21 protein-coding genes and 1 other annotated feature are annotated in these 26069 nt (G+C 39.2%); of the genes, 1 reads left to right on the plus strand and 20 read right to left on the minus strand.

The features are described 5' to 3' along the window. Window positions 1-61: 61 nt before the first annotated feature. The 19 genes from TSYNT_RS02205 to ileS form a co-directional block, all read right to left on the minus strand. Window positions 62-1378, minus strand: coding sequence for a histone deacetylase family protein (locus TSYNT_RS02205; RefSeq protein WP_059031526.1), 1317 nt, complete (start codon window positions 1376-1378; stop codon window positions 62-64). After that, a complete protein-coding gene (locus TSYNT_RS02210) occupies window positions 1371-3044 on the minus strand; it encodes a hydantoinase/oxoprolinase family protein (RefSeq protein WP_059031527.1) in 1674 nt (557 codons plus the stop codon). Before TSYNT_RS02210 ends, TSYNT_RS02205 begins: the two co-directional genes overlap by 8 nt. A gap of 14 nt (window positions 3045-3058) precedes the next feature. Then, window positions 3059-3982, minus strand: a complete 924-nt coding sequence (gene murB / locus TSYNT_RS02215; RefSeq protein ID WP_059031695.1) for a UDP-N-acetylmuramate dehydrogenase — start codon at window positions 3980-3982, stop codon at window positions 3059-3061. Between the two features lie 211 nt (window positions 3983-4193). Then, on the minus strand, window positions 4194-5048 hold the full coding sequence (gene dat / locus TSYNT_RS02220) for a D-amino-acid transaminase (RefSeq protein ID WP_059031528.1): 855 nt from the start codon (window positions 5046-5048) through the stop codon (window positions 4194-4196). A 51-nt stretch (window positions 5049-5099) separates the two neighbouring features. Then, on the minus strand, window positions 5100-5828 hold the full coding sequence (locus TSYNT_RS02225) for a phosphatase (RefSeq protein WP_059031529.1): 729 nt from the start codon (window positions 5826-5828) through the stop codon (window positions 5100-5102). 24 nt (window positions 5829-5852) lie between these two features. Further along, window positions 5853-6908: a bifunctional phosphoglucose/phosphomannose isomerase gene (locus tag TSYNT_RS02230; protein ID WP_059031530.1), complete on the minus strand. Its 1056-nt coding sequence runs from the start codon at window positions 6906-6908 to the stop codon at window positions 5853-5855. 22 nt (window positions 6909-6930) lie between these two features. Next, window positions 6931-7872 carry an HPr(Ser) kinase/phosphatase gene (gene hprK / locus TSYNT_RS02235; protein ID WP_059031531.1) on the minus strand — a complete coding sequence of 314 codons (942 nt, stop codon included), beginning with the start codon at window positions 7870-7872 and terminating at the stop codon, window positions 6931-6933. A gap of 43 nt (window positions 7873-7915) precedes the next feature. Beyond that, complete coding sequence (locus tag TSYNT_RS02240) at window positions 7916-8896, minus strand: 3'-5' exoribonuclease YhaM family protein (RefSeq protein ID WP_059031532.1); 981 nt, start codon at window positions 8894-8896, stop codon at window positions 7916-7918. Window positions 8897-9016: 120 nt separating this feature from the next. Then, window positions 9017-10213 carry a dipeptidase gene (locus tag TSYNT_RS02245; protein ID WP_059031696.1) on the minus strand — a complete coding sequence of 399 codons (1197 nt, stop codon included), beginning with the start codon at window positions 10211-10213 and terminating at the stop codon, window positions 9017-9019. Between the two features lie 23 nt (window positions 10214-10236). Beyond that, window positions 10237-11877 (minus strand): ABC transporter substrate-binding protein, encoded by a 1641-nt coding sequence (locus tag TSYNT_RS02250; protein WP_059031533.1) that lies wholly within the window; start codon window positions 11875-11877, stop codon window positions 10237-10239. A gap of 22 nt (window positions 11878-11899) precedes the next feature. Continuing rightward, a complete protein-coding gene (locus TSYNT_RS02255; protein ID WP_059031534.1) occupies window positions 11900-13510 on the minus strand; it encodes an N-acyl-D-amino-acid deacylase family protein in 1611 nt (536 codons plus the stop codon). 16 nt (window positions 13511-13526) lie between these two features. Next, on the minus strand, window positions 13527-14375 hold the full coding sequence (locus TSYNT_RS02260) for an ABC transporter permease (RefSeq protein ID WP_059031535.1): 849 nt from the start codon (window positions 14373-14375) through the stop codon (window positions 13527-13529). Window positions 14376-14380: 5 nt separating this feature from the next. Continuing rightward, on the minus strand, window positions 14381-15343 hold the full coding sequence (locus TSYNT_RS02265; protein WP_059031536.1) for an ABC transporter permease: 963 nt from the start codon (window positions 15341-15343) through the stop codon (window positions 14381-14383). Further along, window positions 15343-16332, minus strand: a complete 990-nt coding sequence (locus tag TSYNT_RS02270; protein ID WP_059031537.1) for an ABC transporter ATP-binding protein — start codon at window positions 16330-16332, stop codon at window positions 15343-15345. The genes TSYNT_RS02265 and TSYNT_RS02270 overlap by 1 nt, the downstream gene beginning before the upstream one ends. Further along, the gene (locus TSYNT_RS02275; RefSeq protein WP_114272584.1) at window positions 16295-17311 is read right to left on the minus strand and encodes an ABC transporter ATP-binding protein; all 1017 of its coding nucleotides are present in this window, start codon (window positions 17309-17311) and stop codon (window positions 16295-16297) included. Before TSYNT_RS02275 ends, TSYNT_RS02270 begins: the two co-directional genes overlap by 38 nt. 236 nt (window positions 17312-17547) lie before the next feature. Beyond that, window positions 17548-17721 (minus strand): hypothetical protein, encoded by a 174-nt coding sequence (locus TSYNT_RS11860; RefSeq protein WP_174221065.1) that lies wholly within the window; start codon window positions 17719-17721, stop codon window positions 17548-17550. Window positions 17722-17826: 105 nt separating this feature from the next. Continuing rightward, window positions 17827-18729: a DNA-3-methyladenine glycosylase family protein gene (locus TSYNT_RS02280; RefSeq protein WP_238142620.1), complete on the minus strand. Its 903-nt coding sequence runs from the start codon at window positions 18727-18729 to the stop codon at window positions 17827-17829. Continuing rightward, window positions 18714-19214, minus strand: a complete 501-nt coding sequence (locus TSYNT_RS02285) for a nitroreductase family protein (RefSeq protein WP_059031699.1) — start codon at window positions 19212-19214, stop codon at window positions 18714-18716. Before TSYNT_RS02285 ends, TSYNT_RS02280 begins: the two co-directional genes overlap by 16 nt. 19 nt (window positions 19215-19233) lie before the next feature. Then, on the minus strand, window positions 19234-22371 hold the full coding sequence (ileS, locus tag TSYNT_RS02290; protein ID WP_059031538.1) for an isoleucine--tRNA ligase: 3138 nt from the start codon (window positions 22369-22371) through the stop codon (window positions 19234-19236). Window positions 22372-22436: 65 nt separating this feature from the next. Beyond that, window positions 22437-22660: a binding site (T-box leader), on the minus strand. Window positions 22661-22912: 252 nt separating this feature from the next. Here ileS and TSYNT_RS02295 point away from each other — a divergent pair. After that, complete coding sequence (locus TSYNT_RS02295) at window positions 22913-25348, plus strand: transglycosylase domain-containing protein (protein WP_083497610.1); 2436 nt, start codon at window positions 22913-22915, stop codon at window positions 25346-25348. A gap of 254 nt (window positions 25349-25602) precedes the next feature. On the opposite strand, the gene TSYNT_RS02300 is transcribed toward TSYNT_RS02295, so the two are convergent. Beyond that, complete coding sequence (locus tag TSYNT_RS02300) at window positions 25603-26067, minus strand: 2-thiouracil desulfurase family protein (protein ID WP_174221066.1); 465 nt, start codon at window positions 26065-26067, stop codon at window positions 25603-25605. Window positions 26068-26069: the final 2 nt, after the last annotated feature.

The following is a 26069-nucleotide window of genomic DNA, read 5'->3' on the forward strand; positions in this document are numbered from 1 at the left end:
TAATTTTGCATCCACCTTATTTTAATATCTTTACAGGCGAGATGTCAAGGAAAAGTTATAATTAAAGGTGTCTTTTGAAGAAAATATCATTTTTTCGGTCTTGAAGGTAAATTCTGAAGTAATTTTGCGCATCGGCTTCTTTATACATTTTGTATCCTTCATCTATGCAGGAAGGACAGGCATCTTGCGGTATCGTTACCGCAAAAATAGGCATACCTCTATCACTGGTAGATTCTATCATATTTACACCTGAACACTTATTGCAGACCTTAAATCTTTGGGTCTGATATTCCATTATGCCGTCAGTATCATAGTAGACATTCCGTTTTCTTATAATTTCTTCTTTACCTTTTATTATTTCTTGAGCAATTGACTCTTTATTGCGCCAGCGTTTATAAATTGTCTCACACAGTTCTTTGATATACTCTGTTATTTTTTGCGGCTGTTTAAGTTTTGCAGGATCATAATCCGGCTCTCTTACATGGGAATAATCCAGTCCTGCCATTGCCAAAATTATCCCAAGATTAACATAGGGAAGTGCGCCTTCTATTGAGTATCCGCCTTCCAGGACTGCAATATCAGGATTTAATCTGTGATTTAGCTCAGCATAACCCCATGCTGTAAAATTCATATTCGTAAGGGGGTCGGTATAGTGGTTGTCCTGTCCGGCAGAATTTACTATAAGTTCCGGCTTGTATTCATCAAGAATCGGTAAAACAAGATTGTCAAGCACATACAGAAAACCTTCCTGGCCGGTTCCCGGAGGCAGAGGCACATTTATGTTATATCCAATTGCTCCGGGGCCTCCAAACTCATCGATAAAACCGGTGCCGGGGTAAAGCGTTCTTCCGTCCTGATGAAAAGAAATAAACAGTGTATCCCTGTCATTCCAGTAAATGTCCTGGGTCCCATCGCCGTGATGGCAGTCAGTATCTATTATAGCAACCCGCCGGTGGCCATATCGGGCCCTGAGATTTTCCAACATTATGGCTTCAATATTTATTATGCAAAAACCTCTGTCGCCATAAACGACGCGCTGGGCGTGATGTCCCGGCGGACGCACAAGAGCAAAAGCTTTATCCGCTTCACCTTCCATCACCGCCTCTGCAGCCTTGATTGCTCCTCCTGCTGAAATCATGTGGGAAGTCGTTGCTCTGTCTTCTACGCTCGGAACACAAAAATGCACTCGCTCTATGTCTTTATTTGACGCTATGTTAGGATTATAAAACTTTATACCTTCGATATCATTTATGCCTTCTTCAAATATCTGATCTTGCGTATATAGAAGCCGTTCTTCCCTTTCCGGATGTGTTGGGCTTATTGCCCAGTCAAAAGCAGGAAAGAACACAAGGCCAAGCCGGTTTTTCGCTTTAAGCATCTTTATCGCCCCACATTTCATAAAGTAGTCCGGGTTTTGCTTGCACTCTTATCCTCATATTTTTACCGCTTGTATAAAAACCCCTGACTATATTAAAAACACTTTCTTCTACTATTTCAGGCTGTATTTCGCCGGCCTCAGCCCCTAAAATAGACAATTGTTTACTTAAAAGCTCAACAGCCAAAAGTTTTGCATCTTCTAAAGTATAATTTCGTTCTATTTTTTTGCATAGACCGATTTCAGGCACCAAAAGGGTTCCCTGGGCAGTATCAACAAATACGGTAATCTCTGCAGTAGTTTTAGCAAGAGCAGCTCCCACAGCATTTGCAGCTTCATAAAATTTAGGATAAAAGCAGGGAATTTTAAAGCTATTTTCCAAAATAGGGGCGAGTATCTTCGCCGGTCCGCCAATTGCCTGGACAAATTCCGGATTGATTTTCTTGCCATACAGCAGTTCTTTTACTGTATACACCGGATGGGAATTTATCTCAAAAAGCAACTTATCCACTTTTTCTTTTATCATATTCGCCATTGTTTGTAGAACCAGTGATGCCGCTTCTTGTATATTTAAATCCAGAGGCCCTGCTATGTCTTTCATAGCATCTACAGCCTTTTCCTTGCTTCCTATATCAAGAAGCCCTTGGGCAATCATGGCATCTGTAGGAGTAGGGCAGGGACCGCCTAAAGCCATCGGGCTCCCCTTTCTATAAGGCCCGATATGCAGTATGCCATTTTCTACTCTAACCTCGCTGTCTCCGCCTAATCCCATGGAAACGCTGTAAAGCGCCCTTACCAAAGTAGGGTACTCGCCAATTTTTATTCCAAGGGGTTCAAACAGCGGCACACCATCTGCCAGAAATGCGATATCTGTAGTTGTTCCTCCTATATCCAAAAATACCCCGTCTTTTGATGTATTAAAAAACGCTTGACCGCCCATTATACTTGCTGCAGGGCCGGATAATATCGTATTTACCGGAAATTTTTCTGCGCTTTCAAGACCCATTGTACCGCCGTCAGCTTTTAGGACATAAAGCTTTGCATTAATTTTTTCGCGTTTAAGGGCATCAACTATGCTGTTGCTAAATCTAGAAAATGTAGAATACACCGCCGAGTTGAAATAAGATGTAAAAACTCTGCGGGGAAAATTTAGCTTTCCCGAAACAGTATGCCCTAATGTTACAGGTGAAAAATCATTTTTTAACATATCATAAATTTTTATTTCGTGGTCAGGATTTCTAACTGAGAACTTTCCAACAACGGCACAGGCTGAAATATTTTTGTTTTTAAATGCATTTGACGCGCGATTTATCTCAGCAGGGTTAATTGGGCTTACCTCTCGGCCTCTATGGTCTATATAACCTTCTGTGAAAATGTTTTCCTGCCCACAAGCCAAAAAATCACAAGGAAGGCCCGGACCGCTTTCGATTATCATGCCTACAGGGGCTGTCTTTTCTTCCACAATAGCATTGGTACAGATAGTAGTGCTTAAAATGACTCGTTCTATTTCATCAGGCTTTACTCCGGCAATTAGAGGCTTTAGTGTTTTCCACACAGATTCTAAAAGATTATTCGGTTCAGTTGGTATCTTTGACGTTTTTATAATCTTGCCATGGTCAATGAGAACCGCATCAACGTGCGTCCCTCCCATGTCAAGCCCTATAATCACTTTTATTTCCCCCTTTATTCGAGTTCATCTTCGCCAATAATTTTTATTTCAGGTTCCAGCAATACATCAAATTTTCTTTGTACTTCCTGCTGTATATATTCTATTAGCTCAATTACATCTCTTGCAGTCGCGCCGCCGGTATTCACTATAAAGCCGGCGTGCTTTTCAGATACCATGGCTCCGCCTATTTTATAGCCTTTAAGCCCTGCTTTTTCTATAAGGGCACCGGCAAAATTCCCCGGCGGTCTTTTAAATACGCTGCCTGCGCTGGGAAGATTAAGGGGCTGTTTTTGTCTGCGAAGGACTGAATATTTTTCCATTCTACTTTTTATTTCACCGTAGCTTCCGGGCTCTAGTTTTATCAAAGCTTCCAAAACGATTTTGCCGCTGTTTTGAAGAACAGAGGTGCGGTATGAATAGCCTAACTCCTTATTTTTTATTTCATATATATCGCCATCTTGTTCCATAACTTTTACGCTTTCGACAATTTCTGCCATTTGGCCGTCATAGGCTCCTGCATTCATTACAACGGCCCCACCTACTGTACCAGGGATGCCTCCGGCAAATTCCAGGCCTTTTAAACTGTTTTCAAGGGCTAATTTTGAAAGATTTGATAGAGGCAGCCCTGCCTTGCATCTTATAACATCTTTATCTACAACAGCTTCACTAAAGTTTTGAGCAAGCTTAATAACTACCCCTCTTATACCGCCGTCTTTTACCAATAAATTAGTGCCATTTCCCATTATAAAAAAGGGGATACTGTTTTGAGCGCATATTTTGATGACTTCTAATACGTCTTCTTCATCCTCCGGAAGTACCATAATATCGCAAGGTCCCCCGATACGAAAAGATGTATGATATTTCATCGGTTCATTTATCTTTATTTGATCAGGCTTTAATATCTTGTTTAAAATTTCTACTATTTTAATGGAATCCATATCTTTACTCCTCGCCTTGATATTGTCTAAGGTAAAGTAGTTATTAATGATTACTTCTATAATTGTCCTGTTAATTCCTTCTTTGCAAATAAAGTCAAATTTTTTTATCGCTTTATCAGTAATTTTGAAAAATCTTAAAAGCATTGCGCCATCACAAAAATAGGATAAAGGAATCCATCATCCTTTATCCTGGTAAAAAGTGCATGTTATGTCAGCGATTAACAGTTTGTTTCAAGTTATTATACTTCTCTTGCAGCATCCTGGTTATCTTGCCCGGTATACCGTCACCTATAATCTTTCCGTCCACTTTTACAACAGGCATTATTTCCGTGGTAGTTCCCGTAAGAAAAACCTCGTCGGCATCAAGAAGCTGGTTAATATTAAATACTTCTTCAGAATATGGTATGTTATTTGCATCTGCAATTTCCAGAACAATTCCTCGGGTTATGCCATTTAATATCCTGTTGTCGGCAGGATGGGTAAAAAGCTTGCCGCCTTTTACAATAAATACATTGCTGCTTGCTCCTTCGTTTACTGTTCCACCTCTGTGAAAAATTGCTTCATAAGAACCGGCTCGTTTTGCTTTTTCCTTTGCGATACAATTTGCCAGGAGCTGAACTGTCTTTATATTGCATCGATTCCAGCGTTCATCAGGCACTGTTATGCAAGTTATGCCGGTTTCATAAAATTCCTCCGGATTTCCTTTGGACTCTCTTGCTATAACAACCCAAGTGCAGGGAATGTTTTCAGGGAAGACATGCTGCCTTTCAGCTGCTCCGCGTGTCACCTGTATATATACCGATGTATCGGCAAAACCACACTCATCTACAGCTTGTCGGCAAATTTTCTCAAGGTTGTCAATACCAAAATCGAGATTCAGGTATATTTCTTTTGCTCCGTCTTGAAGCCTGGCCAAGTGGCGGTCCATATAAAAGAATCTGCCGTCATAAGCATGAATTACCTCATACAGACCATCGCCAAAGAGAAACCCTCTGTCTTCTACCGGAATTTTTGCATTTTCGTAATCAACCTTCTGGCCGTTTAAATAAACTATTGTTGATGACATATTGATGATGCCTCCCTTTTTGATAATTAAAAATTTATATATTGTCCAGGGTTATAAAGTGATCTCTTTGCCTTTTAATTTTAAGAAATCTATAACCTTTTCTGCAGAAGTATTCAATATATTTTCTTGTGGAACCTTTGCATCTTCTATTAATTTTTCGGCCTTTGCAAAATTTGCTATGTCAAAACAGATATGCGCATCGCTTCCTAAAGAAACTGTCGCTCCTAACTCTGCTGCTTTTTTTGCAATCAGAGAACAATTTTTCTCGCTGCCTTGTCGGCTTATAAAAGAGCTGTTATTTATTTCTATTGACACATTGTATGCATGGGCAGCTTCTACAAATCTATCAATATTTATCGGAAATTCGGGGTTTCCCGGATGGACAATAATATCCACATATGGATTTTTTATCGCTTCTATAATTGCTTGAGTGTTTTCCTCTACACTAAGTCCCTGGGGAAAACATCCTACATGAAGACCTGCTAAAACTATATCTAATCTTTGAAGGAATTCCTCAGGAAGATCTAAGGTTCCTCTTGTATCTAAAATATTTGCCTCTACTCCTCTAAGTATATAAACTCCGTTTATTGTCCGCGGAATTACTCTCATATTCCAAAAATAATATTTATTAATTCCACCTTCTCCCATAGCCGGCCCGTGGTCCGTTATTGCAATCATTTTAACGCCTTTTTTTGAGGCAGCCTCCGCATTTTCGGCTATTGTGCTGTAAGCATGGCCACTGGCTATGGTGTGGCAGTGGGTATCAACTTCCCATTTCAAATAAATCACCTCATACAATGGGCTTCAGTCGCCCATTTGTTCTTTTAATTTATCGATAAAATCTATTTCCTTTGGATCTTTGTTGTTAAGGATTGCAAGATAAGCACTTGCATAATCTCCCAGCATTATATGCGAAAGTGTGTGCTCAAGGAACGAATCGCCTTGTGGCCAAATTTCTGTAACTCCTGCTACTTTTTCCTTTAGAATATCTCTTGTTATTTCTATACGCTTTTTCATGCGCTCGCTTTCATTAGGAGACCTTAATATTATTATTTCAAGCATCTTTAAAAGATCTATATCGCCTTCATATCCCATAATTTCATTGTGATCCAGCTCGGGAAACGCATTGAAGAAGGCCGGATGTTTTGCGTTTTCATTCATCTGCCCTTTCCATCTTGCCGCAACAACATCTGTCAAATTTGCAGTGCCATAGATCACAGGAATCTTGCCAAATAATTTTCTTGCCAATTGTTTTGCAGGATTATTTTTTTCTGGCGTTTTTGGGGAATAATCGTCTCGCATTTTTTTCAAAAGACTTATTGGCTTTTCAACATTCGCAGCCCCGTCAATTTCTATACCCATAGCTTGAAACAACATTAAAATTGGAAAGAGAGAAAATCCTAAAGCAGCTCTTGGAGGAAGGCCTGCCGGGACTACAATTGCAGGGATGTTGTCTGCATCAGCCTTTTCCTTTAGCTTTCCGCCTGTTGTAATTACTGCAATTTGAGCTCCTTTTGCTTTTGCCTCATCATATGCAGCCAGCGTTTCTTCGGTATTGCCCGAATAACTCGATGCAATAACAAAGGTCTTGTTTCCTACGAAACTTGGCATAGTATAATCTCTGTTTACGATTATAGGAATAGAAGATTTTTTAAAAGCAAGCATCCTTACCAAATCTCCGCCAATGGCAGAACCTCCCATTCCCGTTATGACTACATTTAAAATATTCTCAAACTGAATCTTGGAAGTAACGTCCTTTGCAATATTTACAGCTTCCAAACAATGATCAGGAAATTTGTATATAAGGTCAAACATCCCGCCTTTATCTAATTCGCCTATAATTTTTAAATCATCCAACATAACTTTGTACCTCCTTTGGTTCTTAATCTTCTTGTTTATTCTTGCTGATTTCTTCTATAAGCCGCTTACTAAATTCCAAAGCGGCGTTGTATCCCAATGCCTTTAAACGAAAGTCCATTGCGGCTACTTCCAAAATAGCGGCAAGATTTCTTCCCGGCCTGATTGGAATTGTTTTCTTTGTTATGTATGAATCTAAAATCTTTGTTTTTTCTTCTTCAAGTCCCAGTCTATCTCCTTCTTGGTATTTCTCCCATTCCACTAATTCGATTACCATTTCAATTTTTATATCGTTTCGTATGCTGCCTGCTCCAAAAATAGTTCTTACATCAATAACTCCGAGTCCCCGCACTTCCAAGAAGTGTCTTATAAGTTTTGGCGCCGTACCTATTAAAACCCCTTCAGTTGATTGTTTTATTTCTACGGCATCATCTGCTACCAAACGATGTCCTCGTTTTATAAGTTCTACAGCCGTCTCGCTTTTACCTATGCCGCTTTCGCCGATAATTAATATGCCAATTCCGTATATGTCAACTAATACCCCGTGCATAGTAGTGCGCGGCGCAAGTTCGCTTTCAAGAAAATCTGTCAGCCTACTCATAAATAAAGTGGTGGCAGTGCGGGTTCCGAGTACCGGCTTATTACTTTTTTCAGCAATTGTAATAAGCTCAGGAGGCGGAACAAGACTGCGTGTTATTATAACGCAAGGTATATCATATGAAAAAAATTTCTCTAAACGACTTTTTCGAACATCCTCAGGCAAGCCTTCAAGATAGGATATCTCAGTTCTGCCCAAAATCTGCACCCTGTCATAAGCAAAATAATCAAAATAGCCGGTAAGCTCTAAACCCGGTCGGTTTAAGTCTGCTACTGTAATATCGGGCATTTTTGTCGTATTTACAATAATATCCAGTTTTAATTTTTCTATAATGTTTTTCAGGTTTATCTTTTGTCTTGTGTCGTCCACTGTTTTGCTCCTGATTTACAAATTTTTAAATACTATTATATATCTAGTCGCCATTTTCGCTGTAGTTTATAAGGTAGGCACTGCGTTCCAAAAATTTATCCCACGGGGTCCAGCCGGATTCTGAATCAACTCCTTTGTTAAGGAGGTTGTAAAATTGGTTTAACTTAGCGCTCACCAGATCCCCATAAAAGAGTGCAAAAGCTTCTATCGTCTTTGGAACTTCAGGGCTTCCCCATTCTCTTTCACCATGATGAGAAATTATCATATGACTTAGTGCTAGTTGAAGCTCCGGTGGGAAGTTAGGTATTTCGCGAATTTTTTCATCTATCATTTCTTTTCCAATAACCAAATGGCCGATAAGTTTGCCAATATCTGTCATATTAAAAGAAATGCTGGAGAAGTTATACTCTTTAATCTTGCCGATATCATGAAGCAGGGCGCCTGTAATTAAAAGATCTCTGTTTATTGTATCCTTATAATTCGATGCGATAAGCTCGCAAATTTGAACGACTTCCAGACTATGTTCTAGAAGGCCGCCAATATAGGCATGATGAATTGTTTGTGCCGCTGGGCAATTTATAAAAGCAGAGTATATTTTTCTGTCGCTAAAAATTGATATCAGAAGTTTTTTAAGATATGAATTTCCAATAGATTGGACAATTGCATTAAGCCTCTTTGCCATTTCCCTGCGGTCTTTCCCAGTTGTTTGTTGAAACAGAGTAAGGTCAACAGCTCCTTCGTATTTTTCTATGCTTGTTATGTTTATTTGAAGACCGTTATATTCTGTTATATAACCCTCGACCAGTACCACATCCCCTTCATTAAATAAATCAATTACATCCTCGACGCCTTCCCAAAGTCTTGCTTCAATAGTGCCTGTGCAGTCACCTAAAACTAATTTCATAAACTGGCCAGGGGCTTTTGAACTTGAAGAAGAGTAATTCGCTAAACTTTTCTTTACCACACCGAACAAATCTTTTACTTTATCTCCAACCTTTAGATCTTTTATGAACTGTTTTTCCATTTCAACCTCCGAAGGCACATAAGAAGTGTGCCGCTTGATACAATAAGATTATAGCACAAGTTAGTTTATTTAAAAAGAAAAAGTCGAAGCGATTACATTTCGCTTCGACTTTTTCTTTAATTAACTCCAAACCTGTTTTAAGACCCTGAGAGCATTCCCGCTGATAACTTTTTCTATATCTTCGTCAGAATACCCGTGTTTTACTAGCCACCTTATAATATTCCAAGATCCTTCTGTTGGATTTTCGAGACCTTTAACATATTTTACTTCTTCATATTCTGCATTAATATTACTCGTCTCTTTCTTGGATAGATTTGCGGAGTAAACATTATGCAAAGCTACGTGGTCTCCATATAGAGAATCTGTTCCAAAAGATACGTGCTCAATTCCAACAAGATTTGCGATATACTCAAAGTGCTCCATTACTGATTCAATATCATGTGTCATATGCGTTTTTGTCATTGTGGTATGCGGTGCGGCTTCCACTCCGACAACTCCACCTTTTTCTGCAATAGCTTTTATTAAATCATCATGAAAAAGTCTTTTACTGTCCCATAATGCTCTTGCCCCGCAATGACTGGCGATTATAGGCTTTTGAGAATACGTAACTGCGTCGTAAGCAGTTTTTGGTCCGCAATGAGATACGTCAATGAGCATTCCCACTTTATTCATACGTTCCACGGCTGCTTTGCCAAATTTTGTTAGACCACCATCATTATCTTCTTTAAGACCATTACCAAGAGCATTTGACTCAGAATAAGTAATTCCTAGTTGCCTTACACCAAGGCCATAAAGAATATCAATCCTGTCTAACTCGTTTTCAATAGGAGCAGCGCCTTCAACTACGGCGACCCATGCAATTTTTCCTTCTTCATGCGCCTTATAGATATCTTCAACTCGTTTGCAATGAATTAAAAAATCTTGATGGGCGATATCACATAATCGCATTCCTAAATCGTGAATTATGTCTTGCCATTTCCAACCCGCTTTGGATGAAATTGTATTTGTTCCATCCATCATATTATCAAAAACACAGTCTATGCAAGAATGAGATAATGCTTCATATGCGCAAAACTCTCTTCCTGCTGTATTATACTCCGGAGTTTTCGACATATCCTTTGGAAATAAAGTAGGATGTTCATGCAAAGCAATAAAAATCTTTTCTTTTGCTAACCTTTGAACTCTTTCTTCCTGGGTTTCATCGAGTGGCACTAAATAACCGCCTGTCCAATTCCAATCAACAAACTCGAAATCTTGATAATCCTTGCCTGGCTCTAAATAAGAATAAGCCTTATAACCCTTATATGCTGTTTTTATTCCCAATTGCAAGTCACCTCTTATTATTTTTTGTAAACTTTAACAATATCTTTTGCTGCCAACAAGCCATAAAGACCCGGTGTCAGATCCCAGCCTTCAAAATCTTTTGAATAACCATAAGCATTAGTTCTTACAAACAGGTTTATTGACGGCAGTTCTTCTACAAATTCTTTTTGAAACTCATTCATAATTTCTATGCGCTTTTCGTAACTGATTTCCCTCTCAGACATGTCAAGCAGCTCATCAATTCTCTCATTCTTATAACCCATAAAGTTTAGTGCCGCATCTGATCTGTAGATTGTACCTAAAGAGGAATCCGGATCGTCGATTACGCCCCACTCAATTAGATTAATATCGAAATTGCGTTGCTTTACCACTCTATCTGTATACGTTGCAGGATCTACAGGTTTAAGGTTAATAGCAAATCCGGCTTTTTCAGCATTTGCCTTAACTATATTTACCATAGCATCTACGTTTGCTGTAGTAGTTCTGTAAATAAGCTCAAATTCGAGTTTTTTTCCATTTTTCTCCATTACGCCGTCTTTGTTCATTGTATAGCCTGCATCTGTTAAGACTTTTTTTGCACCTTCGATATCAAATGCCGGAAATTTAATATTTGATTTTACCAAATCCTTATATACAGGTGAAATAGGTGTTTCCATCTTTATTGCGCCGCCTTGCAATGCAGTATTAACAAGCGCATCGCGGTCAATTGTCATTGCAAAAGCTTTTCTTACATTTTTATCTGCTAATAGTTCATTCTTATAGTTAAAGCTTATATAGCCATAACCTAGGGAGTTAACCTTCATTATGCCAAACTTATCAGGTGATGCCTCCAATTGTTTTTGTGATGCTATTGGCATTGCAGAGCCGGATACGTGAACTTCGCCATTTTTCATGGCAAGCACAAGTGCATTTGGATCCGGAAAAATTCTGAAAGTTATAGTTTCGAGATATGCTCCAAGGCCATCATTTGCAAGCGGCCAATTAGGAACTCGTTCAAAGGTATAATATTCACCTTTTTTATATTCTTTCAACTTAAAAGGTCCATAACCGGTCCCATCATAATCAAAGTTCATTGGATCTTCCACGTTTTCGAATATATGCTTTGGCATTATGTTAATCCAAAAACCCGTCTGGCTGAGAAAATTCACCTGTGGTTTAGATAAGTAATATTTTACTGTGGTATCATCTATAACTTCGACTTTTTCTACAGCTGCGAACATATCCGCCCCATGTCCAAGAGACTTCTCTCTTGTATACTCGCATGTAAAAGCAAGATCTTCTGCGGTAAATGGTGTTCCATCATGCCATGTAAGACCGTCATGAATTGTTACAGTGTAAACCTTGGCATCATCGCTTACTTCATAATCTTTCAATATATACGGAACCTTTCTTGCTTGATCGTCTGTAACCATAATAGGCGGTACGATTAGATTTGCTATCAAAGCGGAATTTAAGTCATTTGAAACCCATGGCGCAATACTATAAGGATCTCCTGCAAGTCCGACAACTAAATCGCCGCCAACTTTTGGTTCTGACTTTTCTGTTTCGCTACCACCTGTTTTTTCTGCCGGTTGAGATTGGCCGCCTCCGCATGCTGTGACAAGTATTGCCAAAACAATGGTAAAAACCAATAAAGAAACTAATTTACCTTTTTTCATCTTCTTCCTCCTAAAAATTATTTTAATTGTTTCTTCTTAACACCTTGCCTGCAAAAGGCCGTTTTAGCTCTCCTTTGTCTAATGCAAGCTTCCCGTTTACAATTACGCTGTCAACACCTGAAGCCATGGTAAGAGGTTTTCGATAATCTATCTCTTCTGGAGAAGGATAGCTATAGGAATCTAAATCAATTACAGCTATGTCTGCAAAATTTCCTTCTTTTAATTCACCTCTTTTCTTGATATCAAAATGTTTTGCAACCATTGAAGTATTTCTGCGGACAATTTCTTCGAGAGGTACATTCTTTTTAAGATACATTTTCATAAATATTGGGAAACCACCTCTTCTCTGAAGTTCATACCAATCGTAAGGATCTTCTATATCTCCCATAATTTCATCTGTGCCTACGCAAACATAAGGATTTTTTACGATTGTTTCGCAATGTCCGTCGGCAGGAAAATCAGTTCTTGATGGTCCTCCAAGCCAGAATACATAGTTTTTATCATCTGCCAACAAATCTAGCATAGTTTCATCTGGATCTTGGTTTCTTTCCTTTGCAATATCTGCTACAGATCTTCCTTCAAGGCTGGGATCTTCTGACAATATTACAAATTTGTCTGATTTATCTCCTGCAAAAATATAAGCATCTTTTTTTATCATTTCTCGGCCTTCAGGTGTTTTTAAAGCAGCTTTTACTCCTTCTATGCCGCTTGCGAAAAGTTCATCGGAAACCGCCATAACAAATTGCAGCAATCGCGATTTGCTAGTACAATGTCCTGTGCTTCTTGGGATAGTGTCTGCTAAAATTCTCATTCCTTCTTCTTCAGCCGCTTTTCTAACCAGCTCAAATGCTTCCGGACATGTAGGTTTCAAGTGAGAAACCTGTATTTTTACTCCGGATCGCCTTCCCACCTCTATGAATTCTTCAGTTGCTTCTTTTATCCCTATATAGTGGCGAAGATGTGCAGCTGCAACACCGTCGTAATCTCTTACAATTTTAGCTACTGATACTAATTCGTCTAAATCAGCATACCTGCTAGGCACGTAATCCAAGCCAAATGATATGCCCCACATGCCTTGTTCTAGATTGTGCCGCATTATATTCTCTATCATTGCCGCTTCTTCTTCAGTCGGCGGTCTGTCATGAGCTCCATTCATCACCGACCATCGTATCGTACCATGTCCCAAAAGTGTCGCAAAATTTATATTCGTACCTTTTTCCTCTACTGCTTTTGCATAACCATCAAAATCTTGCCACTCAGGAAACCTAGTTAAATAATCATTTCTTTGTTTTGTGCTAATTAATCCATTTCCCCAATAATAGTTTAAAATATTTTCCCTGGGACCCGGAACTATTGAATGACCGCAATTTCCATTGACCACTGTGGTAACCCCTTGTCTTAAGAACAATTCGTAGGACCCATCTATAAAACATACCCATTCCTCATGAACATGAGGATCTATGAAACCGGGGATAACTATTTTACCTTTTGCATCAATCTCAGTTAATCCTTTTTCATTAATTTCTGCTTCTATTTTGCAAATCTTCTCTCCGATTACACCTATGTCGCTTTTAAAAGCCTCTCTACCACTTCCGTCAACTACTAAGCCATTTCTAATTATTACATCATACAACTTTATGCCCCCTTATCTACTTTTTATTAATTTTGGGATTTAAAATCTCATTAATACCTGTGCCTAAAATATTAAAGCTAACCACATAAAAAACTATGAACACGCTAGGCCAAAACCACCACCACCATGGATTCGGAGTGTCAATAACTGCTCCCGCATCCCATGCCTTTTTTAGAATGGTACCCCATGACCATGTTGTCGGATCTCCTAATCCTAAAAAGCTTAAACCGGATTCAGACAGCACCGCAGTTGCCATAACAAGTGTAATATTTACCAGCACCGGCCCCATAACATTTAGTAATATATGTTTAAATATTATACTATATTGGGGTATGCCCAGGCACTTCGCAGCCTCAATAAACTGCATTTCTGAAATCTTTAATGTTGAATTTCTGGTTACTCTAGCTAGAGAAGGCCATGAAAATATTCCTATTACTATTGCTACATTAGTGATGGAAGAACCAACAACTGCTGCTATTACTATCATCAAAGGCAGAACCGGAAGAGTAAGGAATATATCAATAATGCTGTCTATTATAGAACCAATAAAGCCCTTTTTATAACCTGAAATCAGTCCTGCCGGAACGCCAATAATTATAGCTACACCTACTGCTATTGCTGATACGTAAAGTGAAGTTCTTGCTCCCCATATTACTTCTGCCAATATATTTAAACCAAGATTGTCAGTTCCAAAGGGATAATTTATTGAAGGAGGTAAAAGAATATCCGGACCGTAGCCTTTTGGTTGTTCGATAATAGCAGGGGCAAACAAACCTAGAATTATAATAATAGCAACGCCGATAAGGCCAGCTAGTGCTAAGCGATTTGAAATGAAATATTTAAAAAAACTCCTTCTATTCTCCACAATTCTTAACCTCCCAACTTAATGCGCGGATCTAGCCAGGCAATTATAAGATCTGTAATTATGTTCATAAAAACTACGCTTACTGCAAGTATTAGGAAGGCCCCCTGCAATACAGGATAATCCATAGCAGAAACAGAATCGTAAATCAAGCGTCCTACCCCCGGCCAAGCAAAAATAGTTTCTGTCATTACGGCACCGCCTACCATCGTACCCATCATAAGACCTGTTACAGTAACCGTAGGAATAAGTGCATTTTTTAAAGCATGGTGCTTTATAACCAGAGGTTCATTTAGGCCTTTTGCATAAGCGGTTCTTATATAATCTTCACCAAGTACATCAATCATGCTATTTCTCATATATAATACTATGCTAGCTACATTAGAACAAAAAAGCGTAAGAGAAGGAAGAACGGAATGTCTAGCCACATCTATATAATAAGTAATACCCTGTTTTGGAGGAGGTGTATAAGCACCTCCTGTGGGAAACAATTTAAGAAAATAAGCAAAGATGTATAAAAATCCAAAAGCCAGAAATGGGACAAATACCGAAATACCCAAGGTTACTAAAAAATTTATTAATTTGTCTGCAAATTTGCCTTGCTTTCTAGCTGCATACACTCCAATTGGTATTCCTATAGCAAGAGAAAGAATGACCACCACGAACAGCAGTAATAAAGTCCAGGGCAATTTTTGCATTAAAACATCAATAACTGGTTGTTGATTTTTGAATGACAATCCTAGATCACCATGAATTAGTCCTTTTAGAAACATGAAATATTGCTCAGGTAAAGACTTGTCGAGTCCAAAGCGTTTGATCATTTGAGCCTGAACTTCAGGACCCATCTTTGGATCGATTAGTATGGAAACTGGGTCAGCAGGCATAAGACGCAAAATGAAAAATGTTATTGTAACAGACACTATTATTGTCAAAAGGCCTTTAGACATTCGTCTAAATAAAAAACTTCCCATTATTCACCTCTCCCTTGACTACCCTCGATAAAATGGCAGCGAACATAATGGTTTGGCATTACTTCCTTAAGTTCCGGATGCTTTTCTTTGCATATATCTTGAACTTTAAAACATCTGGTGGAAAATCTACAACCAGAAGGCGGATTAACTGGACTTGGAATGTCGCCCTCTAATATAATTCGTTTTTTTGATGCTTTGGTTGTGATTTCTGGTATAGCCGAAATGAGGGCTTGGGTATAGGGATGTAAAGTATTTTCGAAGAGAAATTTTGAGGGAGCCATTTCCATAATTTCGCCTAAATACATAACCATAATTCTGTTACTTATATACTTTACTACAGATAAGTCATGTCCTATAAAAATATAAGTCAAATTCAGCTGTTTCTTTAAGTGATTAAACAAGTTTAAGACTTGAGCTTGAACAGAAACATCTAAGGCTGATACAGCTTCATCACAAATTAAAACATTAGGTCTTAATGACAAAGCTCTTGCTATTCCTACACGTTGGCGCTGACCTCCAGAAAACTCATGGGGATACCTTTCATACATCTCAGGTTGCAGGCCAACTATTTTTAGCAATCTTTCAACTTCTGATCTAATTTCACTTTGCCCTTTAATAATTTTATGAGCTATAATAGGTTCTGCTATAGCATCTCCTATTTTAATTCTTGGATTTAAAGAAGCATAAGGATCCTGGAATACCATTTGAATTTCCCTAGAAACTTTGTTAAGCGTTGATTTCTGCCATCCAGTAATATCTTTATCTTTGTAAATAACCTTTCCACCGGTAGGTTCTATTAATCCCAATATCAATCTTGCAAGTGTTGATTTTCCGGAACCGGATTCGCCTACAATTCCTAAAGTTTCCGATTGAAGTAATTCAAAAGACACATTCTCTACTGCATGTACATATTTTGAAGGCTGAAGCCATTTTGTGCCTAAATCAAAATATTTAGTCAGATTTTCTACTTTGAGAATTGTTGAAGTCATCATTAGCCTCCTCACCTTCAAATTCAAGCCAGCACTGCACATAATGATTATTCATTAAACGTTTAGTCGGCGGGATATTATCTTTACATATATCTAATCTATATTCACATCTTGGAAAAAACCGACAACCTTTTTCAAAGTCTTCGATGTTGGGCACAGTGCCTGGTATAGTATATAACTCTTTATCGCTGGAAACCATCGTTGGTATAGCTGCCATCAACCCCCTGGTATAGGGATGCTTCGGATTTTCTAGAATCGCCTCTAATCTCCCTTGTTCTACTACCCTGCCAGCGTACATAACTACAACTTTATCGCATATTTCTGCAACTACGCCCAGATTATGGGTTACAACCATCAATGAGCCATTTTCTTTAAGTCGTTTCATTAAATCTAACACTTGAGCCTGAATAGTTACATCCAAAGCGGTAGTTGCTTCATCTGCAATAAGCAATTTAGGCTTACAAATAAGTGCCATTGCAATCATTACCCTCTGTCTCATCCCTCCGGAGAATTGATGGGGATATTGATTAACCCTTGCTTCCGGATTAGGTATACCGACTAGCTCAAGTTGCTGAATTACCTCTTTTTTGATGTCTTCTTCCTTAAGATTTGGAAAATGGATCTTTAGAACTTCTCCAATTTGAAACCCGATAGTTAATACGGGGTTTAAAGCCGTCATTGGTTCTTGAAAAATCATTGCAATTTCTCTACCTCTGATTTTTTGCATTTCTATTTCGCTCTTTTTAAGTAGATCAGTTCCTTTATAAAGGATTTCTCCTCCTTGAATAACGGCAGAAGTCGGCAGGAGGCCCATGATAGAAAGGCTAGTCATACTTTTGCCGCAGCCAGATTCGCCAACAACGCCTACTGCTTTACCTTCTTCAATGCTAAAGCAAATATTGTCTAATAAATTATTAATCTGTCCTTTTTCGTTTCTAAAACCCATGCTGTAGTTTTTAAACTCAATAAGTTTAGACAAACTTTACTAACCTCCTGAATTAATTGAATAATTATATATTATTTATGCTATTCAATCAATTAGTATTTCAAGTGCTCTTTAATCTATTCGGCATTTTAACTAAAATATTACGCTTTTTTATAGTATTTGTCAAGGGTTGCATTGTTTTGGATATGGACTCAAGGGCTTAAAAAAATAAGCGCCGCTCATACTTTTTTGAACCGGCGCTTTTGCTTATGTAGGTTTGGCAGTATCGTTTAGTCAATGGCTTTTAAGATATTATACGCTCTTTCGCATTTTCCGACTTTCCAATTCGAACAACTTTTGCATGATTTATACTGCATAATATATTCAGGAGGGTACTTAAATGTGTTACCTTCCTGATAGTCTTTACACATATTTGCTATAATAATAGTTTGTTCAGGACTCATGAGTATCTCCTCCATTAGGTTTTTGATACTATTATTATAGCACATTCATTATAATAATGTAACACTTTTTCTAGTAAACCATCTTTGCCATCATTTTGAGCTATCTCATGTCTCTCGCCTGTCATCCTGAGCATTAGCAAAGGATCTAAGGTGATTTCTAGCGTAATAAAACAAATATTGTTGCGCAAATCCTGCTAAATTGCCAAACTTTGACTCAGCGAAATTTTGAAGTTTCCTTATAGGCACTTCTTTGCCATTAAAATATATATGTTCCAGCACTCTTTTTATCCATACATCTATGGGGAAGGCATCAAATTTTCTCATGGAATATAGCAATATACAATCGGCTACTTTTCTGCCGACACCCGGAAACCGTAAAAGCTCTTTTCTTGCCTCATCTGTGGAAAGTTTACCTAAACTATATATATCAACTTCTTTATTTGTTACCATTTTTGCAGTCTCTATAATGTATTTTGCCCTATAGCCGCATCTGGTTTCCTTAAGTTCATCACAAGAAAGGCTCGCCAATATTTCGGGTCCGGGAAAAGAATAATAGGTTTTTCCCTGAAATTCTAAAGGATTTCCATATTTTTGACATATATTTTCTATAGTATTTTTTATATTTCTTATTTGATTATTGGCAGAAATTATAAAAGAGATGATGGTCTCCCAAGGGTCTTGGAATAAAATTCTATAGCCGCTGCAGTATAAGACCGCATCGGCTATTTCTTTGTATTTTAAAAGCTCATTTTCTATTTTTTTATAATCTCGCGCAAGATCAAAGTAATCAATAAGAAAATCTTTTACTTCTTCGTTTTTGTTTGATCTTACTATGAGTTTATCTCCATCCTGACAAACTTGCAGAACCCGGTCTCCCACTACACCGATGTAATTACAATCTTTAATATAATTCCAGCGGAAGGCCTGGCCGCCTTCCGCGATTATTTTGATATTAAATGGCATAATGTTTTCTATCGTAAGTTCGCTTCTATCTAGTATTTCTCCCACCGCATTACTTCCTTTAACGGTTTTTTGTTCCTTGTAACAACTTTATCGGAATACCCAAGAGATAAAAGGGATATAAGCATGTAATCCTCCGGCACATTTAAAAGCTCTCTGATAGCTTCGCTGTATGGTCTATTGTATCCTGCCACCCAGCAAGAAGCTATATCATAAGCCTTTGCGGCAAGCAAAATATTTTCGGTTGCGGCGCAGCCGTCTTCTATTGCATGATAAGCATCCTTCCTGCAAAAAACACTGATACAGGCACCGGCATTTGCAATAAATTTGCCATATGTGGCAAGGCTAGCTATTTTTTCTTTTATCGGCTTTTCAGTGGTTACCACAAAAAGCCACGGCTGGATATTATTTGCACTAGGGGCAAGTCGACCGCAGTCTACTATATCCTCTAATATCTCCTTAGGTATAGGTTTAGGAAGATACTCGCGAACACTCCTTCGCTCTTTTATTACGCGAATCGCTTCATTCGTCAAAGATATCACACACCCTTTGCTAAATTTTTTTAACACCGATATTAGCCTTATGGCCATTGATATCCTGCTCTTTTGCAAAACTATCTGCCGGCGGTACTATTTTTTCAATAGCAACTGAGAGTGTATCGCTTTTTATTTCTTCTCCATGTACTTCAATTGCCTTATTTATTATATCATCTCCAACGCAATATAGGCAAATCTTGTCCTCTACTGCAAAACCCGCTTCTTTTCTCATATTCTGTACCTTGCTTACAAGTTCCCGGGCGATACCTTCCAGCATTAATTCCGGCGTTATAGTTGTATCTAATACTACATAATAACCGCCTTCGCCTTCCGCACAGAAACCTTCTTTGTCCTGGGCTCGTACATCAAGTTCGTTTTCTAGGATGGTTATATCCTGGCCGTCTATATTTAGCACTACTTGGCCCTCCGCCCTAGCCTTCCTTATAAGCTCTAAGGGCTCGGCAGTTGAAAGTTCTTTTGATATTTTAGACATGAGTTTTCCATATTTGGGTCCTAACAAATCAAAGCGCGGCTTTACAGTATAGGTAAAGTATTCTTCTGCTACATCAATATATTCTATCTCTTTGATATTCAGCTCATCCTTGATGATATCCGATAAATCTTCAATTAGTGTTTTATCAGCCGGATTTCTCAGCTGAACCATCATCTTTTGCAGGGGCTGTCGGTTCTTTATTTTCCCTTTATTTCGCGCAGCCCTGCCTAATTCCACAATCTTTCGCGCAAGTTCCATCTTGTGTTCAAGAGCTTCATCTATAAGCTCTTCTTTAACTTGTGGAAAATCGCAAAGATGAATGCTTATCGGTTCGTCGGGATACGGCGTCAACACCAAATTTTGATAAATTTCCTCTGTCATGAACGGCACAAAGGGTGCTGCAATCTTTATAAACGTTACCAGTGCCTCATAAAGCGTCATATATGCAGCTATTTTATCATCGTCCATACCAGACTTCCAGTAGCGTTCCCGGCAGCGCCGCACATACCAGTTGCTGATATCATCCACAAGAGCTTCTAATGTTCTTGCCGCATCGGTTATGTCCAAATCATCTAAGTTCTGGCGCACCTGTTTATTTACCGTATTAATTCTTGATAGCAGCCAGCGATCAATTTCTGCTCTGTTTTCGGGGCAAGAAGAATACTTTGTAGGATCGAACTCGTCTATATTAGCATAAAGTACAAAGAACGAATATACATTCCAAAGGGTGCCTAAAAAGCGCCGTTGGGCTTCGCTTACCGCATCTTGATAAAATCTGCTGGGGCTCCAGGGTGGACTTGCTACGTACAGATACCAGCGCATTGCATCTGCGCCCTGCTCATTGAGCACTTTCCAAGGATCTAATATATTCCCCTTATGTTTGCTCATTTTTATGCCCTGTTCATCTAAGATATGACCCATTACAAGAACATTTTTATAGGGGGATTTATCAAAAAGCAGGGTAGAAATTACTAAAAGACTGTAAAACCAACCGCGAGTTTGGTCAATGGCTTCTGATATAAAGTCTGCCGGAAAATGTGTCTTGAAATAGTATTGATTTTCAAATGGATAATGGAATTGGGCAAAGGGCATTGAACCTGAATCAAACCAGCAGTCGATTACTTCAGGCACACGCTTCATATCACCACCGCATTTGGGGCATTTTAAAATAACTTCATCCACATAGGGCTTGTGAAGTTCGATATCCCCGATAGGTGTTTTGCTCATTTCTTTGAGTTCTTGTATGCCTCCAACTGCGTGCTGGGAGCCGCATTCATCACAAATCCAAATATTTAGCGGAGTGCCCCAATACCTTTCCCGGCTGAGACACCAGTCAATGACATTTTCAAGGAAATTGCCAAATCTGCCGTCTCGGATGTGCTCCGGATGCCAATTTATTTCCTTGTTAATTTCAATAAGTCGTTCCCTTATTGCTGTAGTCTCGATAAACCAGCTGCTGCGGCCATAATACAAAAGCGGGGTATCACACCGCCAGCAAAAGGGATAGCTGTGCTTGTATTTTTCTGCTTTATATAATATGTTGCGATTTTTTAGGTCTTTGATAATGCCCTTATCTGCATCTTTTACAAATATGCCCGCCCACGGCACTACTTCCTCAGTAAACCTTCCCTGGGTATCTACCGGCTGCAGAGTAGGCAATCCATATTCATGTCCGATTCTTGAGTCATCTTCACCAAAAGCCGGGGCTATGTGGACTATGCCGGTGCCATCCTCTAAGGTTACGAAGTCTGCCGTTACAACATAAAAAGCCCGCTCTTTTTCTTTTTCGAAAAACGGAAATATTGGTTCGTATTTAAGTGATGCCAGTTCTTTTCCGGCAAATCTGTCTAAAATCTTGTATTCGCCATCTAAAACTTCTAGTCTGCCTTCTGCCAGAATATATTTTTCACCGTTTTGTTCTACTAAAACATATGTGTAATTATCTTTTACGGCAAGTGCCGCATTAGATGGCAGTGTCCAGGGTGTAGTAGTCCAAACAAGAAAATAGGTGTCTTCTTTGCCGGCTACGGGAAATTTGACAAAAACCGATGGGTCTTCCACTTCTTTGTAGCCTTGGGCTACTTCATGGCTTGAAAGCGAAGTTCCGCATCTCGGACAATAAGGAACCACTTTATTTCCTTTATATAGGAGGCCTTTTTTCCAAATTTCCTTAAGCGCCCACCACACAGACTCAATATAGGTATTGTGATAGGTGACATAAGGGTTGTCCATGTCTATCCAAAAGCCTACCCGTTCTGTCATTTTGCGCCATTCATTTTCATAAGTAAAAACGCTTTCTTTGCATTTTTTTATGAAATTTTCTACGCCATAGCTTTCAATTTGCGGTTTGCCGCTTATGCCCAATTGTTTCTCGACTTCCAGTTCCACCGGCAATCCATGGGTATCCCAGCCGGCTTTTCTATCCACTCTGTAACCGGTCATTGTCTTGTAGCGCGGTATGAGGTCTTTTATAACTCGCGTAAGCACGTGGCCTGCATGAGGCATACCGTTTGCAGTAGGCGGTCCCTCATAAAACACATAGTTAGGAGCATCTTTTCTATTTTCGATGCTCTTTTTGAATATCTCTTCTTTATTCCAAAAATCAAGAACCTTTTCTTCGATTGGAACAAAATTCATTGTAGGTTCTACTTTTTTAAACATTCATATCCTCCTGTCTTAGCTATTAGATTTTGTGTGCTTCAATATCAAAAAAGAAACCCCGTCCGCAAAGGGACGAGATTTCTCCCGCGTTACCACCCAACTAGAAAAAAGGCTTTTCCTCTTTTCCTCTTATTTTAAATAACGGCACATATGCCGGCAGTTATTACTCCTTATTGTTTCACAACCGCACTCAGGGGTGATGTTCGGACGCTTGAGCCTGCCGGACTTCCACCCTCTCCGGCTCGCTAAAAGGCTTTTCGGCGCTTACTGTCCCCTTCATCGCTTTACCTTGCTTTAATTGCATATTCACTTGTTTTTTATGATATAATATTTTATATACAATGTCAATAATCCTTGTATTCTCGCCTGCTCGATGAAAGGATTGGGCTGGATTCCATGGAAAAGTTTCTTTATAGTTTTTTGTGTGGTATAATATTTTTATCTATTTTACAAACAAATATAAATTTGACCTACCATTCACAGCCTTAAATCAGACATTTATAACTGATTTATTTAAGGCAGAAAGCAAAGGGAGGTTGCTATGTCAAACAAGAAAAGGGCAAAAAAGCGGAAGGTTCTTACTCTGCGCAACCTGTTTATTTTTTTTCTGGTCCTGCTTATTGCAGTATTTGGAACAGGTGTGGGGGTTTTTGCCGCATATGTAAAAGATGCTCCTGAATTTGACCCCAGTAAATTAAAACCCAGTGAAACATCGCTGGTATATGACAAAGATAACAATGTAATAGCAGAGCTGCACGGGGAGCAAAATCGAATACAGGTGCCGCTTGAAAAAATACCAAAGGATCTTGTAAACGCTTTTATAGCAATTGAAGACCAGTATTTTTATTCACACAAAGGCATAAATATCCGTTCAATTATAGGTTCTCTTTTTACAAATTTAACCCACGGAACTATCAAGCGAGGCGCCAGCACTATAACTCAGCAGCTGGTAAAAAGCGCTTTCTTGTCTCCGGAACAATCTCTTAAGCGCAAAGCTCAAGAAGCGTGGCTTGCTATTCAACTGGAACGGCGTTTTACCAAAGATGAAATTATGGAATTTTATTTAAATCAAATCTATTTCGGTCACTCAGCTTACGGTGTTGAGTCAGCAGCTGAGGTTTATTTCGGGAAAAGCGTGGAGGATATAGATTTGGCGGAGGCAGCCATGCTTGCCGGCATACCTAAGGGACCTTCTTATTATTCCCCCTATCTTAATTTTGAAAGGGCTAAAGAGCGTCAGGAAATTATACTAAACAAAATGGCCGAATTGGGATTTATAACACAGGAAGAAGCCGAAGCAGCAAAAAATGAAGATATAAAGCTTGCGGGTATTAAGGAATCAGAGGCAGATTACAAGGCGCCGTATTTCACCGATTATGTAATACAGCAGCTTGCTTCATACTTAGAGGAAGAAGAAGGGCTTTCCGAAGCAGATGCTTATAACAAAATTTATACGGGAGGCCTGCAAATTTATACAACTGTGGATATGAAGGTTCAGGAAGCAGCTGAAAAGGTGTTGGCAAACCCCAAGAACTACCCCTATTCTAAAGAAGATTCAAATGGTGTAGTTCAGCCCCAGGCTGCAGCGGTGATAATAGATCCTCATACAGGATATATAAGGGCGCTGGTAGGCGGGCGAGAGCATGAGAAAAAATTAGGCTTTAACAGGGCCTCGCAAGCATATAGGCAGCCCGGTTCAACTTTTAAACCAATTATGGTTTATACCGCTGCCATAGACATGGGTTATACGCCGGCAACTGTAATCGATGATTCGCCTGTATCTTTTTCGTCAGGTTCAGGGGGAATATGGTCTCCTAAAAACTACACAAATACTTTTAGAGGTCTTACAACTATAAGAAAAGCCATAGCAGATTCGGTAAACGTTGTCGCAGTAAAAGTTTTTAATCAAATAGGTGTTGATAAGGGTATCGAATATGCTCAGAAGCTTGGTATAAAAAGCCTTGTCTTAACCGGCAGCAAAAATGACAGACAGCTTTCTTCAGCTCTTGGCGGTATAACGAAGGGTGTAACACCACTGGAGCTTGTTTCTGCTTTTGGAACTCTTGCAAACGGGGGTATTCACGTAGAACCTGTTGCAATCTTAAAAGTAACAGACAAAACCGGCCGAGTTATATATGAAAATAAACCTAAGCAAGAAGTAGCGGTAAGCGAGCAGACAGCTTTTATTATGACTGATATGCTTCGAAGCGTTGTAAAGGAAGGCACAGGAACGCGTCTTGCAAACTTTCCTTACCCGGTAGCCGGAAAAACCGGCACTACCTCCGATGATAAGGATGTATGGTGGGTAGGCTACACACCGCATCTTGCAGGTGTAGTATGGATGGGCCATGATCAGCCTACAACTATGTCTAATGTGGCAGGTGGTTATCAGCCGGCTCTTATGTGGAAACAAATAATGGCAGTTGCTCACGAAGGCCTTGCAAAAACCCAGTTTACAAAGCCGTCAGGTATCGTGGGGCCCATAGCTGTATGTGTAGATTCAGGCAAATTGCCCGGTGAATTTTGTGCAAAAGATCCGCGAGGAAGCAGGATACGCAATGAATATTTTATAAAAGGCACCGAACCAACGCAGACTTGTGATGTTCATGTGGAAGAATTTGTTGATAGCTCTACCGGCCTTTTAGCAACACAGTTTTGCCCTGAAGAATTGGTTGTGCGGAAGGTATTTATAAAAAGGCCGCCATATTCAGCATCTCCAACAGGGCAAATTCCTCTTGACGCAAAATATCAGCCGCCAACTGAGTCCTGCAATGTGCACACATCGGCGCCTGTACCGCCTGAAGAAAATGGCTCAGAGGAGACGCCACCGGATTCCGAAGATAATAACAGCTCAGGAGGAGGTTTGGAGGGGATACTGCCCTCAAGGCCCACTGACAAAAATGGCAGTGGAGGCAAGAATGGAAATAACAAAAACGAAACAGAAGATACAGTCCAGTCACCTGAAAAGAAAAACTAAATTTGTTTAGATTTTCTAAAGAGCCCAAGCATATCATTTGAAATGTTTGGGCTCTTTATTTTTATCGCTATCTACCCGCATAGCTGATGGATAAAAAATAACTTCAGTACCCGTTTACCGATAAGTTTGTAAAGAATGGCAAAAAAATAAGCCACCCGCGATGGTGGCCGCCAAAAAGTTTTGCGGTTGGCAATTTTTCTGAGCGTAAAACGGTTATCGGCAGTAAGCCTTTTAAAGGTTTACTTCAGACATTGTCAGCTGCGCTGCCTTTGCTTAAGGTATTCATCTGAGTCTATTACAGATATATTATGTTGATAAAGATATGCTGCAGTAACTCCCATTCCATTTATAAGTTTTTTGCTAAAAGTCCCATCATATATACATTTTGAGCCGCATGATGGACTCTTGGATTTTAGTATGGCTTCTTTTGCCCCTATAATTTCCGCAAGTTTTAGAGTTTCGAAAGCACCTTTTAAAAAATTTTCTGTTACATCTAAGCCTTCCCTTGTAATAACTTTTGCGTTCCCATCTAAAACATCTGTGCCGTCTCCGCCCAATATTTCTGATGGGCAGCGCGGTGTTGCAAGACCTCCTGCCTGTTCGGGACAAAAAGGAACTGCAATTTTATTTTTTACCATATCACAGAAAACCTGATGAAAATTATTCTTTCCATCATATCGAGTATTTAGTCCTATTAGACACGCACTTACAAGAATCATTT

The sequence above is a fragment of the Tepidanaerobacter syntrophicus genome (assembly GCF_001485475.2).
Lineage (GTDB): Bacteria > Bacillota > Thermosediminibacteria > Thermosediminibacterales > Tepidanaerobacteraceae > Tepidanaerobacter > Tepidanaerobacter syntrophicus.